This window comes from Bacillus sp. JJ1127 (genome assembly GCF_036965845.1).
GTDB lineage: Bacteria > Bacillota > Bacilli > Bacillales > Bacillaceae_G > Bacillus_A.
In genome coordinates, this window is sequence record NZ_JBALQK010000180.1 from 1 (window position 1) to 16,873 (window position 16,873).

Consider the following 16,873-nt stretch of genomic DNA (forward strand, 5'->3'; position numbering starts at 1 on the left):
GTTTTATTGATGTATATATATCTATTACTTTTTCTTAGGAATTTTAATTGTAATTTGATAGTACTCATCAAATTCTTCTTCCTCAGAGTTAACATTTAAACCACTTTTTGCAACCATTTGTAGTGATTGCCTAATTGTATTCATCGCAATTCTCATATCACGACTTACTGCCTTTTGTTTTGCTTTACGCTTTGGTTTTACTTCCTCTAGAAGCTTCGCAATACGCTCTTCGGTTTGTTTTACGTTCAATTGTTTTTCTACAATTTCTTGTAAAACTTTTAATTGTAACTCTTCATTTTTTAAAGGAATAAGTGCACGAGCATGGCGTTCAGTAATGCTCTTTTCTAGTAAAGCCCTTTTAATTTCTTCAGGCAACTTTAATAATCGCAACTTATTTGCGATTGTTGATTGCCCTTTGCCAAGCCTTTGTGCTAGCGCCTCTTGCGTTAAATTATGTAACTCAATTAGCTTTTGATATGCGACAGCTTCCTCAATTGCCGTTAGCTCTTCACGCTGTAAATTTTCAATCAAGGCAACAGAAGCTGTTTCCGTATCATTTAAGTTTTTTATAATTGCGGGAACCTTTTCCCACCCCAATTTCGTTGCTGCACGAAAACGTCTTTCCCCGGCAATAATTTCATAATTGTCTTCTCCATACTGCCTCACAACAATCGGTTGGATAAGCCCATGTGTACGAATCGTTAAAGCTAGTTCATCGATGCGCGCGTCATCAAAAACCGTCCGCGGTTGATAACGATTGGGAATGATATTTGCTATCGGAATTTCTTGTATTTCTTCATATATCTTTTTATCTATTTCTTCATGGCTTTCGTCTTGTAATTCGAATTCGCTCTCTTTATATCCAAAGCCAAACAAACGAGAAAACGTATTTTTCATACATATTCCACCACCTTTGGGCCTATTGAATGTTCTACATAAAAATGTTTCCTATGAAACATTTACGCTTCCATTTATATAATTTAATCTTACGTCTAATAAGATTTATTTTTCAATAGGTAATTTATTGGGCGTCCCTGGCTTACGCGGATATTTCTTCGGTGTTTTACGCTTTTTCTCAATTAATAAAATGTTACGTTCACTTTCTTCAAACGGTAATTGGAACGTAGACATCTCTTTTAATTCCCCGCCAAGTACCTCTAAAGCATACTTACCATTTTCAATCTCTTCATTGGCAGCTGCGCCTTTCATAGCGATAAATGTTCCTCCTACCTTTACAAGTGGTAAACACAATTCACTCAGTACAGAGAGACGAGCCACTGCACGCGCCATTACAACATCATACGATTCACGTACGCCTTCTTTTTTCCCAAATGTTTCAGCACGATCATGACAAAAAGCAACATCACTTAACCCTAATTTTTGGGCTAAATGATTTAAAAAGTTAATACGTTTTTGCAATGAATCAACAATTGTTACTTTCAAGTGCGGGAAACAGATTTTTAAAGGAATACTTGGAAACCCTGCGCCTGCACCTACATCACAAACGGAAAATGGTTTGGAAAAATCATAATAAAAAGCAGCAGTGACTGAGTCGAAAAAGTGCTTTAAATACACTTCTTCTTTCTCCGTAATAGCTGTTAAATTCATTTTCTCGTTCCATTCTACTAATGTTTCAAAGTAGATTTCGAATTGCTCTAATTGCCTAGGAGAAAGGGAAATCCCTCTTTCTCCTAGCATAGATTGAAATTGTTCTATGTTCATCTGGCAATATCTCCTTACTATATTATTGGTTCGATACTCGCGCGATTTTTCCTTGTTCGATGTACACAAGTAAAATGGAAATATCAGCTGGATTTACACCGGAAATACGGGATGCCTGCCCCATAGAAAGAGGACGAACATCTTTTAATTTTTGTCTTGCCTCAGAAGCAATTCCAGAAATTGCATCATAATCAATATCGACAGGAATCTTTTTGCCTTCCATTTTCTTCATACGTTCTACTTGTTGTAAAGATTTTTCAATATATCCTTCATACTTAATTTGAATTTCAACTTGTTCTGCAATTTCATCATTTATTTCTAATTCGCTTGGCGAAAGAAGGCGGATATGTTCATACGTCATTTCCGGACGACGTAGTAAATCACTTGCACGTATGCCATCCTTTAATTCACTTCCACCAACAGTGCGAATCAATTCTTGTACTTCAGGACGTGGTTTAATAATAATGCCTTCTAAACGTGCTTTTTCTTGTTCGATCTGTGTCTTTTTCTCAGAAAAACGCTCATAACGCTCTTCCGGAATTAAGCCAATTTCATGACCAATTTCCGTTAAACGAATATCTGCATTATCATGACGCAATAATAAACGATATTCTGCACGAGAAGTTAGTAAACGATAAGGTTCATTTGTCCCTTTTGTCACAAGATCATCGATTAAAACGCCAATATATGCATCAGAACGCCCTAAAATAACCTCTTTTTTCCCTAAAGAACGACAAGCTGCATTAATTCCGGCCATAATTCCTTGTCCTGCTGCTTCTTCATAGCCAGAGGTACCATTAATTTGTCCTGCTGTATATAAATTTTTAATTTTTTTCGTTTCAAGAGTCGGCCAAAGCTGTGTTGGTACAATCGCATCATATTCAATTGCATAACCTGTACGCATCATCTCAACGTTCTCTAGACCAGGAATTGTTTTCAGCATTTCACGTTGTACATCTTCTGGTAAACTTGTTGATAAACCTTGCACATATACTTCCTGTGTATTACGACCTTCTGGCTCTAAGAAAATTTGATGACGTGGTTTATCATTGAAACGCACTACTTTATCCTCAATTGATGGACAATAACGAGGCCCCGTTCCTTTAATCATTCCAGAATACATTGCAGAGCGATGTAAGTTTTTGTCAATTAAACGATGTGTTTCTTCACTCGTATATGTTAACCAGCATGGAATTTGATCCATGATGAATTTTGTTGTTTCAAAAGAAAAGGCACGTGGTTTTTCGTCACCTGGTTGGATTTCTGTTTTACTATAATCAATAGTATTACTATTCACACGAGGAGGTGTGCCTGTTTTAAATCTAACAAGATCAAAACCAAGTTCCTCTAAGTGCTCAGACAATGTGATAGATGGTTGCTGATTATTTGGACCACTTGAGTATTTTAAATCTCCCATAATAATCTCACCACGTAAAAATGTACCTGTTGTAATTACAACTGTTTTTGCCGTATATTCAGCACCTGATTGTGTAATTACTCCTTTGCATACATCATCCTCAACAATTAAACGTTCAACCATTCCTTGGCGTAATGTTAAGTTTGGTGTTTCTTCAATTGTTTTCTTTAATTCATGTTGATATGAAAATTTATCTGCTTGTGCACGAAGAGCACGTACAGCTGGGCCTTTTCCTGTATTCAACATGCGCATTTGGATGTGCGTTTTATCAATATTACGTCCCATTTCGCCGCCTAATGCATCAATTTCACGAACCACAATCCCTTTTGCTGGTCCACCAACAGAAGGGTTACATGGCATAAACGCTACCATATCCAAATTAATTGTTAACATTAATGTTTTTGAGCCCATTCGTGCTGCTGCAAGACCAGCTTCACATCCTGCATGACCTGCACCGATTACTATGACGTCGTAAGAACCGGCATTGTATCCCATTATTTATTCCTCCTAAGGTTAGCTATCTTTCTAAAACATTTCTATGTTATTTTCCTAAACAAAATTGAGAGAACAATTGGTCGATTAAACTTTCATGAACCGTATCACCAGTAATTTCACCAAGTATTTCCCATGTTCTTGTTAAATCAATTTGAACCATATCAATTGGAACACCGTTCCCTATTGCTTCAATTGCATCTCCAATTGTTTTTTCTGCTTGTGTTAATAAACCGATATGTCTTGCATTAGAAACATATGTCATATCGGCAGATTCGATTGTTCCTTCAAAGAATAGATCAGCTATCGCTTTTTCTAACTCATCTACGCCTCGCTCTTCAATTAGGGATGTTGTAATGATACGATTTTTACCCGCTAATTGCATGACACGTTCCATATCAATTTTCTTTGGTAAATCGGTTTTATTTACAATGACAATAAAGTCTTTTCCTTGTACAGCATGGAATAGTTCTTCATCCTCATTTGTCAATGCCTCACTATAATTTACTACGACTAAGACTAAATCAGCCTGCCCCATCATTTCTTTCGAACGCTCTACACCAATTCGCTCAACAATATCTTCCGTTTCACGAATTCCTGCTGTATCAATGAGTTTAAGCGGTACACCACGTACATTGACATACTCTTCAATGACATCACGGGTTGTTCCTGCTATATCGGTTACAATTGCTTTGTTCTCTTGAACAAGGCTGTTTAATAATGAAGACTTCCCAACATTAGGCCTTCCGATGATTGCAGTTGCAATCCCTTCTCGCAAAATTTTCCCTTGCTTAGATGTTTCCAATATGTTTTGAATTTCACCACGAACATGCGTAGCCTTTTCAATTAAAATATTATGCGTCATTTCTTCTACATCATCGTATTCCGGATAATCTATATTTACTTCTACATGAGCTAATGTCTCTAAAATTTCTTGACGAAGACGACCAATTAATTTGGATAACCGTCCTTCCATTTGATTAATTGCTACGTTCATCGCCCGATCAGTTTTTGCACGGATTAAGTCCATTACAGCCTCAGCTTGAGATAAATCAATACGCCCATTTAAAAATGCACGTTTTGTAAATTCACCTGGCTCCGCTAAGCGTACTCCCTGTGTCAAAATAAGTTGTAATACTTTATTTACTGAAACAAGGCCACCATGACAATTAATTTCTACTATATTTTCACGCGTAAATGTTTTCGGTGCTCTCATAATCGACACCATAACTTCTTCAATAACTTGATCCGTATCTAAATCAACAATATGCCCATAGTGGATCGTATGAGAAGATACTGCCGTTAAATCTTTCCCTTTAAAAATGCGATTGACTTTTTCAATCGCATCCTCTCCACTTACTCGAACAATGGCAATTGCGCCTTCCCCAAGTGCTGTGGAAATTGCAGCAATTGTATCAAATTCCATGTCCTTTCACCTCACTTGTTTATTTCTCTCTATTTCAACATGATTTTTTCCTTCACTAAACTATTAGGATACCATAATGAACCTGTCTACAAAAGAATAATAACTCATTTTATTATGTCCTCATATAAAAACCACTAAACTTATTCACAGTGGATAAGTTTAGTGGTTTCAGTTATCCACAATTATTTTTATAAAGAAAACCTTGAACCAGTAAAAACTTCCTCTATTCCCATTAATTATTTGTCCTGATCAGGATTCTACAAGATACATTCACAGAAAAAAACCGGTACTCAAGCGAGTAACCGGTTATTTGGAAGTTATTACAACATGTCGATGTGGTTCTTTTCCTTCAGAAGTTGTAATTACATTTGGATGATTAGATAATGTTTGGTGAATAATTTTTCGTTCAAAAGAAGGCATCGGCTCTAATACAACACTTTTCTTTGTACTCATTACTTGTTTTGCTAATCGATAAGAAAGTGATTCTAATGTATCTTTTCTTTTACTACGATAGTTTTCAGCATCCACTGTTATGCCAATATACTGTTTTGTACTACGATTCGCAACAAGTTTTGTTAAATATTGTAAAGAATTTAACGTATGACCTCTTTTCCCAATTAAAACACCTACATTTTCACCGGAAATTGTAAATTCTACCTCTCGACCTTTTACAGTTTTTGTAATCACCACATCCACACCCATACTTTGAACAACACTTTGTAAATATTGTTCAGCTTCTTGGATTGGATCTTTTTTTACTACAACTTCCACCACGGCTGGACGATTCCCAATTAAACCTAAGAACCCTCTCTTGCCTTCATCAATAATTTTTATATCAACTTGATCTTTTGAAACTTTTAATTGCCTTAAAGCATCTTGTACTGCCAGCTCGACTGTTTGTCCTTTAGCAGTAATTATACTCACTTGCTTGATCCTCCAGCCTTACTAGCCTTAATTTCTGGCCCTTTGATCAAATACATTTGAGCGACACCAAAAATATTACCAACTACCCAGTATAGAGATAATGCTGCTGGGAAATTAATTGCAAAGACTAAAATCATGATCGGCATAAGCCAAAGCATCATTGCCATTTGTGGATTTTGTCCAGCTGTACCTGCCATTGAAAGTTTTTGCTGAAGGAATGTTGTAATTGCTGCAACAATTGGAAGGATATAGTACGGATCTGGATGTCCTAAATCAAACCATAAGAAACTATGTTGTTTAATTTCCGCCGTTCTCATAATCGCATGATAAAATGCGAATAAAATTGGCATTTGAATAAAGATTGGTAAACAACCTGCTAATGGGTTTACGCCATTCTTTTGATACAATTGCATCATTTCTTTTTGTAACTTTTGCTGCGTCGCTTGATCCTTAGAGCTATATTTCTCTTTTAGTCTCGCCATTTCTGGTTGCAACGCTTGCATTGCTTTCGTACTCTTCGTTTGTTTAATCATTAATGGTAATAGCGCAAAACGAATAATAAGAGTCGTAACAACAATCGCTAAGCCAAAATTATTACCCAATAATTTTGCAAAATACGTGATTAACTGAGAAAGCGGGTATACGAAATATTCATTCCAAATCCCTGTGCTTTTCGATGTAATTGGCAGATTTGTTTCACTACAGCCCGCAGTAATCGCCATTAATGCAATAACCATGGCTAGTAAGCCTATCTTCTTTTTCACAGCCTGCTCCTCCTTGTTTCGGTATGTATATAGTGTAATTCATTTTCCTTTTCCTACGCTACTTGTTTGTGATTTTGATACCAGAGCGCTTAAAGGCATGAATTAAGCTTCCCTTTAATTGTTCATATGTCATATCTGCACAAGGCTTCCTTGCTATTATAACAAAATCTTTTCCAGAATCTATCTCATCTTTTAATTCGGTAATCGATTGGCGAATCATACGCTTAATTCGATTGCGTACAACTGCATTTCCTATTTTCTTACTAACAGAAAGACCGATTCGAAAGTATGGTTGCTCAGCCTTTTCAAGCTGATATACAACAAACTGACGATTTGCATTCGATTTTCCATTTTGAAAAACAGCCTGGAATTCATCATTCTTTTTTATACGATTCTTTTTCTTCATATCAATTGACACTCCTGTATTTCATCAGCGGAAATTCATTATTACTAGAAAAAAAGACCACTGAACGATCAGTGGTCTACGCAGATAATACTTTTCTTCCTTTACGACGACGAGCTGCTAGCACTTTACGTCCGTTCGCTGTGCTCATACGGCTGCGGAAACCATGTACTTTGCTGCGCTTACGTTTATTTGGTTGGTAAGTTCTTTTCATTATATGACACCTCCCTGAGGAATATCTGTTAAAGACAGTCTTATAAATTATAGTTAATCAACTAGTAAAATGTCAATGGTTCTCGAAATTTTCATCAAATATTCATTTTAAACCTATTCACAATTTTTTTCACAACTGCTTCATTCCCTTGTGGATAAGTATATTTTCCATTTTTTCATATCCACAAATTATTTTTTCACTTTTACACAGTATATCGTATTGTGGACAAGTTTATTCCACAAGGTATTGATTTTGTGGATAACTTTTTGAAATTCATTGCTATCGCTACCTTTTTTTGATATTATAGTTGTGTTTTCACCTTGAACAAGTTTTCCACACTTATAATTTATCCACAAATTGTGTATAACATGTGGACAGTTATAATCACATGTGGGTAAATAGTTGTCCACATCTGGTTTTTTTGTCGAAAACTCTATCTCGTATACAGACGGCGTTTTTAGGTTTTAAAATACGTTCCGTATAAATATACATTATTGCTTTTTAAGGTTGTACAATTGTTGCACAACCTTATTCTTTTACCATCTTTGTAAAGGAGGGACACCCTTGGAAAATATCTCTGATTTATGGAATAGCGCTTTGAAAGAGCTAGAAAAAAAGGTAAGTAAACCGAGTTATGAAACCTGGTTAAAATCGACAAAAGCACATGCTTTAAAAAAAGATATATTAACCATTACGGCTCCAAATGAATTTGCTCGTGACTGGTTAGAATCTCATTATTCAGAGCTAATTTCAGAAACACTTTATGATTTAACAGGAGCAAAGCTAGATATTCGCTTTATTATTCCCCAAAGTCAAACTGAAGAGGAGATTGACTATCCTCCTGCTAAAAAGAAAAGAACAAATGACGAGTCTAATCACTTACCACAGAGCATGTTAAACCCGAAATATACTTTTGATACATTTGTTATTGGCTCTGGTAACCGCTTTGCACATGCAGCCTCTTTAGCTGTAGCTGAAGCACCCGCAAAAGCATATAACCCATTATTTATTTATGGGGGCGTTGGACTTGGAAAAACGCATTTAATGCATGCAATTGGTCATTATGTAATTGAGCATAATCCAAATGCAAAAGTCGTTTATTTATCATCAGAAAAATTTACAAATGAATTTATTAATTCAATTCGTGACAATAAAGCTGTCGATTTTCGTAATAAATACCGTAATGTAGATGTCTTATTGATAGATGATATTCAGTTTCTCGCTGGAAAAGAACAAACGCAAGAAGAGTTCTTCCATACATTTAATGCGTTACATGAAGAAAGTAAACAAATTGTAATTTCAAGCGATCGACCACCTAAGGAAATTCCAACTTTAGAAGATCGTCTTCGTTCACGATTTGAGTGGGGACTTATTACAGATATTACGCCACCAGACTTAGAAACGAGGATTGCAATCTTGCGGAAAAAGGCAAAAGCAGAAGGCCTTGATATTCCAAATGAGGTTATGCTCTATATTGCAAACCAAATTGACTCAAATATTCGTGAACTAGAGGGGGCACTTATTCGAGTTGTTGCCTATTCATCCCTAATTAATAAAGATATTAATGCAGATCTAGCAGCTGAAGCACTTAAAGATATTATTCCAAATTCTAAACCAAAAATTATTTCTATTTATGATATTCAAAAGGCTGTTGGAGATGTTTATCAGGTTAAATTAGAGGATTTCAAAGCGAAGAAACGTACAAAATCTGTTGCATTTCCTCGACAAATCGCAATGTATCTATCACGCGAACTTACAGACTCATCTTTACCAAAAATAGGTGAAGAATTTGGCGGCCGTGATCACACAACAGTTATCCATGCTCACGAAAAAATTTCGAAGTTATTAAAAACGGATACGCAACTGCAAAAACAAGTCGAAGAAATTAATGATATCTTAAAGTAGTAGTTGAATAGTGTGAATAACTTTCCTTGTTTTACGCACAGTCTATCCACATGTAGATAGACTGTTTTTACATCTCTAAACTAAGTTATCCACATATCCACAAGCCCTACTACTATTACTACTATTTTTTTATCTTTATTAAATAAATAAAATATTATACTTACCGGAGGTTTTCGTTATGCGTTTTACAATTCAAAGAGACTACCTTGTAAGAAGTGTACAAGATGTAATGAAGGCTGTTTCCTCTCGTACAACAATTCCCATTCTTACAGGAATTAAAATTGTAGCTACTGAAGAAGGGGTTACATTAACAGGTAGTGATGCGGATATTTCAATTGAATCCTTTATTCCTGTTGAAGAAGATGGAAAAGAGATCGTAGAAATTGCACAATCAGGAAGTATTGTTTTACAAGCAAAATATTTTAGCGAAATTGTAAAAAAATTACCGAGAGACACGGTCGAAATTTCTGTAGAAAATCATTTTATGACAAAAATAAAATCTGGAAAATCCGAGTTTAATTTAAATGGCTTAGATGCTGCAGAATACCCATTATTACCGCAAATTGAAGAACATCATGTATTTAAACTCCCTACAGATTTACTAAAACACATGATTCGTCAAACCGTGTTTGCGGTTTCAAGTTCTGAAACTCGTCCGGTCTTAACAGGTGTAAACTGGAAAGTATATAACAGCGAACTAACTTGTATTGCAACAGATAGTCACAGGTTAGCACTTCGCAAAGCGAAAATTGAAGGACATAGTGTTTCTGATGAATTCCAAGCGAATGTTGTTATCCCTGGTAAAAGTTTAAATGAATTAAGCAAAATTCTAGATGAATCTGAAGAGATGGTAGATATCGTTATTACGGAGTATCAAGTATTATTCCGAACAAAACATTTATTATTCTTCTCTAGATTATTAGAAGGTAATTACCCGGATACAACTCGTTTAATTCCAGCAGAAAGCAAAACAGATATTTTTGTAAATACAAAGGAATTTTTACAGGCTATTGATCGTGCTTCATTACTAGCAAGAGATGGTCGTAATAACGTTGTAAAGCTATCAACGTTAGAACAACAAATGCTGGAAATTTCTTCGAATTCACCAGAAATCGGGAAAGTAGTAGAAGAAATTCAATGTGAGAAGGTAGAAGGGGAAGAATTAAAAATATCCTTTAGTGCAAAATATATGATGGATGCATTAAAAGCCTTAGATAGTACGGAAATTAAAATTAGCTTTACTGGTGCAATGAGACCATTCTTAATTCGTACAGTAAATGATAATTCTATTATCCAATTAATTTTACCAGTTCGTACTTACTAAGAAGAGTGAGGGTTGCTAGTTTAAATATGCTAGTGACCCTTGTTTGATTTTGGGTATTGCTTTCCTAATGTAAGTTTATTTAGTACAATGAAAGAATGAACACTTTCAGAAAGTGAGCGATTTTATGAAACGTATTAAGATTTCAACAGAGTACATTACACTAGGACAATTTTTAAAGTTAGCTGATGTGATTGATACAGGCGGCGCTGTGAAATGGTTCTTACAAGAATACGAAGTATACGTGAATCAAGAGCTTGAAAATAGAAGAGGCCGAAAGTTATATGCAAATGATATCGTTGAAATTCCGGGAAACGGAACATTTCAAGTTCAGGCATAAAGGGGGAGCCCTTTGTTTATTACAGAAATACAATTAAAAAACTATCGCAATTATGAAAATCTAGAACTTTCCTTTGAGGATAAAGTCAATGTAATTATTGGTGAAAATGCACAAGGGAAAACGAATTTGATGGAAGCTATTTATGTATTAGCGATGGCGAAATCTCATAGAACTTCGAATGATCGTGAACTTATCCGGTGGGATGAGGATTATGGTAAAATAAAAGGTAGATTACAAAAACGAAATAGTTCTTTGTCTTTAGAATTAAATATTTCTAAAAAAGGCAAAAAGGCAAAGCTAAATCAACTTGAACAACAAAAGTTGAGCCAATATATTGGCGAAATGAATGTTGTTATGTTTGCCCCAGAAGATTTAAATCTTGTAAAAGGAAGCCCTCAAATACGAAGACGCTTTTTGGATATGGAGCTCGGACAAATAGCTCCTGTCTATTTGTATGAATTAAGCCAATACCAAAAGGTGCTCACGCAACGAAATCACTTGCTAAAAAAAATGCAAGGGAATAGTAAAAATGAGGAAACGATGTTGGATGTATTTACACTTCAACTCATTGAACATGGTGCGAAAATTTTGCGAAAACGTTTTGAGTTTTTGCATTTACTACAAGAATGGGCTGCTCCAATCCACCGCGGAATTAGTAGAGGATTAGAGGAGTTAGAAATCGTGTATAAACCAAGTGTAGATGTATCAGAATCAATGGATTTGTCGAAAATAAAAGAAGTATACTATGAAAGTTTTCAGTCTGTGAAACAACGTGAAATTTTCCGTGGTACGACTTTAATTGGTCCTCATCGTGACGATTTACAATTCTTCGTTAATAGTAAAAATGTTCAAGTCTTTGGTTCACAAGGACAACAACGAACAACCGCACTGTCCCTAAAATTAGCTGAAATTGAATTGATTTATTCAGAGGTTAAGGAATATCCAATCCTTTTATTAGATGATGTGTTATCAGAACTAGATGATTATCGTCAATCACATCTGTTAAATACAATTCAAGGAAAAGTGCAAACATTTGTGACAACGACGAGTGTCGACGGAATTGAACACGAAACATTAAAAGAAGCGAAAACAATTCATGTAACGAACGGCACGGTAGATTGTGAAATAGACAGAGCTTAGCTTCTGTTTAAATGGAAAAGTAGGTGATCTTTGTGTCAATGGAACAAAAGCAAATGCAAGAAAATTCATATGATGAAAGTCAAATACAGGTGCTTGAGGGACTGGAAGCAGTTCGAAAACGTCCAGGTATGTACATTGGATCTACAAGTGGAAAGGGGCTTCATCACCTCGTATGGGAAATTGTAGATAATAGTATTGATGAAGCGTTGGCAGGATATTGCGACGAGATTAACGTTAGTATCGAAGATGATAATAGTATTCGTGTGACAGATAACGGTCGCGGCATTCCAGTTGGTATACAAGAAAAAATGGGACGTCCTGCGGTAGAAGTTATTATGACTGTACTTCACGCTGGTGGTAAATTTGGCGGCGGCGGTTATAAAGTTTCTGGTGGTTTACATGGCGTTGGGGCATCTGTTGTAAATGCCTTATCGACAGAACTAGAAGTATTTGTACACCGTGAAGGAAAAATCCATTATCAAAAATATGAACGAGGTATTCCAGTTGCAGATTTGAAAGTCATCGGTGAAACGGATCATACAGGGACAATAACTCGCTTTAAGCCAGATCCAGAGATTTTTAAAGAGACGACAGAATATGAATTTGATACGTTAGCAACTCGTATGCGTGAGTTAGCATTTTTAAATCGTAATATTAAATTAATAATTGAAGATAAACGCGAACATAAACAAAAGAAAGAGTTCCATTACGAAGGTGGAATTAAATCTTATGTGGAGCATTTAAATCGTTCAAAACAACCAATCCATGAAGAGCCTGTATATGTTGAAGGTTCAAAAGATGGGATTCAGGTTGAAGTTGCGCTTCAATATAACGAAGGATATACAAATCATATTTACTCATTTACAAATAATATTCATACGTATGAAGGTGGTACACATGAGGTAGGATTTAAAACTGCCCTAACGCGTGTGATTAATGATTATGGACGAAAAAATAACATTTTAAAAGATGCGGATAGTAATTTAACTGGTGAAGATGTTCGTGAAGGCTTAACAGCAATCGTATCAATTAAACATCCAAATCCACAATTTGAAGGGCAAACGAAGACGAAACTTGGAAATAGTGAAGCGAGAACGATTACAGAATCTGTATTCTCAGAAGCCTTTGAAAAGTTCTTACTAGAAAACCCAAATGTTGCACGTAAAATTATAGATAAAGGGACGATGGCAGCGCGCGCACGTGTAGCGGCTAAAAAGGCTCGTGAATTAACGCGTCGAAAAAGTGCGTTAGAAGTTTCAAGTTTACCAGGTAAGTTAGCGGATTGTTCTTCTAAAGATCCAGCAATTAGTGAAATCTATATCGTAGAGGGTGACTCTGCGGGGGGATCGGCAAAACAAGGGCGTGATCGTCACTTCCAAGCAATCTTGCCACTAAAAGGTAAAATCATTAACGTTGAAAAGGCACGATTAGATAAAATTTTATCTAATGATGAAGTGCGTACAATTATTACGGCAATTGGTACAAACATCGGTGGGGATTTTGATATTGAAAAGGCACGTTATCATAAAGTTATTATTATGACCGATGCCGATGTTGATGGTGCGCACATCCGTACCCTATTATTAACGTTCTTCTATCGTTATATGCGTCAAATTATTGAACATGGTTATATATATATTGCACAGCCACCATTGTTTAAAGTACAACAAGGGAAAAAGATTCAATATGCTTACAACGATAAAGAACTTGAAAAGATATTAGCGGAGTTACCGGCTCAGCCAAAACCAGGTATTCAGCGTTACAAAGGTCTTGGAGAAATGAATCCGACTCAATTATGGGAAACAACAATGGACCCAGAAGTACGTTCGTTACTTCAAGTTTCCTTGCAAGATGCAATTGAAGCAGATGAAACGTTTGAAATCTTAATGGGTGATAAAGTAGAGCCACGTCGTAACTTTATCCAAGAAAATGCAAAATACGTGAAAAACCTTGATATTTAAGTAAGTAATGACAGGAATCAGAGCATTCCTGTCTTCTCCATATAAATCAACATATATGTAACGGAAATGTAAGAGGAGGTGCTCGTTGATGTCAGACAATCAACAACAAGCACGAATTCGAGAGGTTAATATTAGTCATGAAATGCGTACCTCATTTTTAGATTACGCAATGAGTGTTATCGTATCTCGTGCACTACCAGATGTTCGTGATGGATTAAAACCTGTGCATCGCAGGGTTTTATATGCAATGAATGATTTAGGAATTACTGCTGATAAAGCATATAAAAAATCGGCGCGTATTGTCGGTGAAGTAATTGGTAAGTATCACCCACACGGTGATGCAGCTGTTTATGAGACAATGGTACGTATGGCGCAAGATTTTAGTCAACGTTATATGCTTGTTGATGGCCACGGTAACTTTGGTTCTATTGACGGTGATTCAGCAGCGGCAATGCGTTATACAGAAGCAAGAATGTCTAAGATTTCTATGGAACTATTGCGTGATATTACGAAAAACACAATAGATTACCAAGATAACTATGATGGTTCTGAGAGAGAACCAATTGTATTACCTGCCCGTTTTCCTAACTTGTTAGTGAATGGTACAACAGGTATTGCTGTTGGTATGGCAACAAACATTCCGCCACATCAGCTTGGAGAAGTAATTGATGGTGTACTAGCATTAAGCCATAATCCTGACATTACGATTGCTGAGTTAATGGAGTGTATTCCAGGTCCTGATTTCCCTACAGCAGGTCTTATTTTAGGGAGAAGTGGAATTCGAAGAGCCTATGAAACAGGTCGTGGTTCAATCACACTACGTGCAAAAGTGGAGATTGAAGAAAAAGCGAATGGAAAACAATCAATTATTGTAACAGAGCTACCTTATCAAGTTAATAAAGCTCGATTAATTGAAAAAATTGCAGAGTTGGTTCGTGATAAAAAAATCGAAGGCATTACAGATTTACGTGATGAATCAGATCGAAATGGTATGCGTGTTGTTATGGAAGTACGTCGTGATGCGAATGCTAATGTACTATTAAATAACTTATATAAACATACAGCATTGCAAACAAGTTTTGGTATTAATATGTTATCGCTCGTGAATGGGGAACCACAAGTATTAAACTTAAAACAAACTTTATACCATTATTTAGAGCATCAAAAAGTAGTAATTCGCAGACGTACTGCTTATGAATTGGAAAAAGCAGAAGCGCGTGCACATATTTTAGAGGGATTACGAATCGCTCTAGATCATCTTGATGAGGTAATTACTTTAATACGTAGTTCGAAAACTGCTGATATTGCTAAGCAAGGATTGATGGAACGTTTCGGTTTAAGTGAAAAACAAGCGCAAGCAATTTTAGATATGCGTTTGCAACGCTTAACAGGATTAGAGCGTGAAAAAATTGAGCAAGAATATCAAGATTTAATGAAATTAATTGCTGAATTAAAAGCGATTCTAGCAGACGAAGAAAAGGTTCTTGAAATTATTCGTGAAGAATTAACAGAAGTAAAAGAACGATTTAATGATAAGAGACGAACAGAAATTACGATTGGCGGTTTGGAATCTATCGAGGATGAAGATTTGATCCCAGAGCAAAATATTGCTATCACACTTACTCACAATGGTTACATCAAGAGATTACCAGCTTCTACGTACAAAACACAGAACCGTGGGGGACGTGGTGTGCAAGGAATGGGTACGAATGATGATGACTTTGTTGAGCACTTATTGACGACGTCTACACATGATCATATTCTATTCTTCACAAACAAAGGGAAAGTATACCGTACGAAAGGCTACGAAATTCCAGAATATAGCCGTACAGCAAAAGGTATACCGATTATTAACTTGCTAGGAGTAGATAAAGGTGAGTGGGTCAACGCTATTATCCCAATCCGTGAATTTGGTGATGAGCAATTCCTGTTCTTTACAACAAAACAAGGTATTTCTAAGAGAACACCTCTTTCATCATTTGCTAATATACGTACGAACGGTTTAATTGCAATTTCGCTTCGTGAAGAAGATGAAGTAATTTCTGTACGTTTAACATCTGGTGATAAAGATATTATCGTAGGGACAAGTAATGGTATGTTAATTCGCTTCAATGAACAAGATGTACGTTCTATGGGCCGTAATGCAGCTGGTGTAAAAGCTATTACACTAGGCGAAGAGGACCAAGTAGTAGGTATGGAAATTGTTGAAGAAGATACGAATGTCTTAATCGTAACGAAAAACGGGTATGGTAAGCGTACGCCGGTTGAAGAGTATCGACTACAGAGTCGTGGCGGTAAAGGTCTGAAGACTTGTAATATTACAGATAAGAACGGTAAATTAGTAGCAGTTAAATCTGTAACAGGTGAAGAAGACATTATGTTAATTACAGCAGCGGGTGTTATTATTCGTATGCCAGTTGATCAAATCTCTCAAATGGGGCGTAATACACAAGGTGTTCGTCTAATTCGATTAGAGGATGAGCAAGAGGTAGCGACAGTAGCAAAAGCACAAAAAGATGAAGATGAAGAAATTAGTGAAGAGGTTTCTTCTGAAGAATAAGAGTGGGGATTTCCCCCCTCTTTATTTTTTTATAATAATACTTGCATAGCAATAAGAAAGCCTATATAATAGGCAGAGTCAGCAAATGAGAGATACAAGTTATCGAAAAAACTTGTTGACGAAAATAATATACTATGATATATTATAAAAGTCGCTGAAACGCGATGTTGAACTTTGAAAACTAAACGAAACAAACAACGTGAAACGTCAATTTTTATTTTAGATGCTAGACAAACTAACTTTATTGGAGAGTTTGATCCTGGCTCAGGATGAACGCTGGCGGC

At 36.0% G+C, this 16,873-nt stretch carries 15 protein-coding genes; 6 read left to right on the forward strand and 9 right to left on the reverse strand.

The window, feature by feature from the left end:
• Positions 1–24: 24 nt before the first annotated feature.
• From noc to rpmH, 8 genes are all read right to left on the reverse strand, one after another.
• Positions 25–897 (reverse strand): nucleoid occlusion protein, encoded by an 873-nt coding sequence (gene noc / locus V7183_RS17645; protein WP_097897698.1) that lies wholly within the window; start codon positions 895–897, stop codon positions 25–27.
• Between the two features lie 105 nt (positions 898–1,002).
• Positions 1,003–1,722, reverse strand: coding sequence for a 16S rRNA (guanine(527)-N(7))-methyltransferase RsmG (rsmG, locus tag V7183_RS17650; protein WP_335360317.1), 720 nt, complete (start codon positions 1,720–1,722; stop codon positions 1,003–1,005).
• Positions 1,723–1,744: 22 nt separating this feature from the next.
• Positions 1,745–3,634, reverse strand: coding sequence for a tRNA uridine-5-carboxymethylaminomethyl(34) synthesis enzyme MnmG (gene mnmG / locus V7183_RS17655; protein ID WP_097897700.1), 1,890 nt, complete (start codon positions 3,632–3,634; stop codon positions 1,745–1,747).
• Positions 3,635–3,680: 46 nt separating this feature from the next.
• Entirely contained in the window at positions 3,681–5,057 is a 1,377-nt protein-coding gene (gene mnmE, locus V7183_RS17660; protein WP_097897701.1) for a tRNA uridine-5-carboxymethylaminomethyl(34) synthesis GTPase MnmE, read from the reverse strand.
• A gap of 306 nt (positions 5,058–5,363) precedes the next feature.
• Positions 5,364–5,981: an RNA-binding cell elongation regulator Jag/EloR gene (gene jag / locus V7183_RS17665; RefSeq protein ID WP_097897702.1), complete on the reverse strand. Its 618-nt coding sequence runs from the start codon at positions 5,979–5,981 to the stop codon at positions 5,364–5,366.
• On the reverse strand, positions 5,978–6,745 hold the full coding sequence (gene spoIIIJ / locus V7183_RS17670; RefSeq protein ID WP_097897703.1) for a YidC family membrane integrase SpoIIIJ: 768 nt from the start codon (positions 6,743–6,745) through the stop codon (positions 5,978–5,980). The genes jag and spoIIIJ overlap by 4 nt, the downstream gene beginning before the upstream one ends.
• A gap of 58 nt (positions 6,746–6,803) precedes the next feature.
• Positions 6,804–7,151, reverse strand: coding sequence for a ribonuclease P protein component (rnpA, locus tag V7183_RS17675; protein WP_097897704.1), 348 nt, complete (start codon positions 7,149–7,151; stop codon positions 6,804–6,806).
• Positions 7,152–7,227: 76 nt separating this feature from the next.
• Positions 7,228–7,362, reverse strand: coding sequence for a 50S ribosomal protein L34 (gene rpmH / locus V7183_RS17680; protein WP_000831901.1), 135 nt, complete (start codon positions 7,360–7,362; stop codon positions 7,228–7,230).
• Between the two features lie 564 nt (positions 7,363–7,926).
• Here rpmH and dnaA point away from each other — a divergent pair.
• From dnaA to gyrA, 6 genes are all read left to right on the forward strand, one after another.
• Complete coding sequence (gene dnaA, locus V7183_RS17685) at positions 7,927–9,267, forward strand: chromosomal replication initiator protein DnaA (protein ID WP_097897705.1); 1,341 nt, start codon at positions 7,927–7,929, stop codon at positions 9,265–9,267.
• 178 nt (positions 9,268–9,445) lie between these two features.
• On the forward strand, positions 9,446–10,591 hold the full coding sequence (gene dnaN / locus V7183_RS17690; protein WP_097897706.1) for a DNA polymerase III subunit beta: 1,146 nt from the start codon (positions 9,446–9,448) through the stop codon (positions 10,589–10,591).
• Positions 10,592–10,715: 124 nt separating this feature from the next.
• Positions 10,716–10,928 (forward strand): S4 domain-containing protein YaaA, encoded by a 213-nt coding sequence (gene yaaA, locus V7183_RS17695; protein ID WP_003194149.1) that lies wholly within the window; start codon positions 10,716–10,718, stop codon positions 10,926–10,928.
• Between the two features lie 12 nt (positions 10,929–10,940).
• Positions 10,941–12,068, forward strand: a complete 1,128-nt coding sequence (recF, locus tag V7183_RS17700) for a DNA replication/repair protein RecF (RefSeq protein ID WP_097897707.1) — start codon at positions 10,941–10,943, stop codon at positions 12,066–12,068.
• Between the two features lie 38 nt (positions 12,069–12,106).
• Positions 12,107–14,029 carry a DNA topoisomerase (ATP-hydrolyzing) subunit B gene (gene gyrB, locus V7183_RS17705; protein ID WP_097897708.1) on the forward strand — a complete coding sequence of 641 codons (1,923 nt, stop codon included), beginning with the start codon at positions 12,107–12,109 and terminating at the stop codon, positions 14,027–14,029.
• 88 nt (positions 14,030–14,117) lie between these two features.
• On the forward strand, positions 14,118–16,589 hold the full coding sequence (gene gyrA / locus V7183_RS17710) for a DNA gyrase subunit A (protein WP_097897709.1): 2,472 nt from the start codon (positions 14,118–14,120) through the stop codon (positions 16,587–16,589).
• Positions 16,590–16,618: 29 nt separating this feature from the next.
• Here gyrA and V7183_RS17715 read toward each other — a convergent pair.
• The coding region (locus V7183_RS17715) for a hypothetical protein (RefSeq protein WP_335360318.1) at positions 16,619–16,873 on the reverse strand (255 nt) is incomplete at its 5' end.

Bases quoted from the DNA above. Each gene is read 5' to 3' on its own strand.
- noc (WP_097897698.1), bottom strand. From the start codon at position 897: ATGAAAAATACGTTTTCTCGTTTGTTTGGCTTTGGATATAAAGAGAGC.
- rsmG (WP_335360317.1), bottom strand. From the start codon at position 1,722: ATGAACATAGAACAATTTCAATCTATGCTAGGAGAAAGAGGGATTTCC.
- mnmG (WP_097897700.1), bottom strand. From the start codon at position 3,634: ATGGGATACAATGCCGGTTCTTACGACGTCATAGTAATCGGTGCAGGT.
- mnmE (WP_097897701.1), bottom strand. From the start codon at position 5,057: ATGGAATTTGATACAATTGCTGCAATTTCCACAGCACTTGGGGAAGGC.
- rnpA (WP_097897704.1), bottom strand. From the start codon at position 7,151: ATGAAGAAAAAGAATCGTATAAAAAAGAATGATGAATTCCAGGCTGTT.
- rpmH (WP_000831901.1), bottom strand. From the start codon at position 7,362: ATGAAAAGAACTTACCAACCAAATAAACGTAAGCGCAGCAAAGTACAT.
- dnaN (WP_097897706.1), top strand. From the start codon at position 9,446: ATGCGTTTTACAATTCAAAGAGACTACCTTGTAAGAAGTGTACAAGAT.
- yaaA (WP_003194149.1), top strand. From the start codon at position 10,716: ATGAAACGTATTAAGATTTCAACAGAGTACATTACACTAGGACAATTT.
- gyrB (WP_097897708.1), top strand. From the start codon at position 12,107: ATGGAACAAAAGCAAATGCAAGAAAATTCATATGATGAAAGTCAAATA.
- gyrA (WP_097897709.1), top strand. From the start codon at position 14,118: ATGTCAGACAATCAACAACAAGCACGAATTCGAGAGGTTAATATTAGT.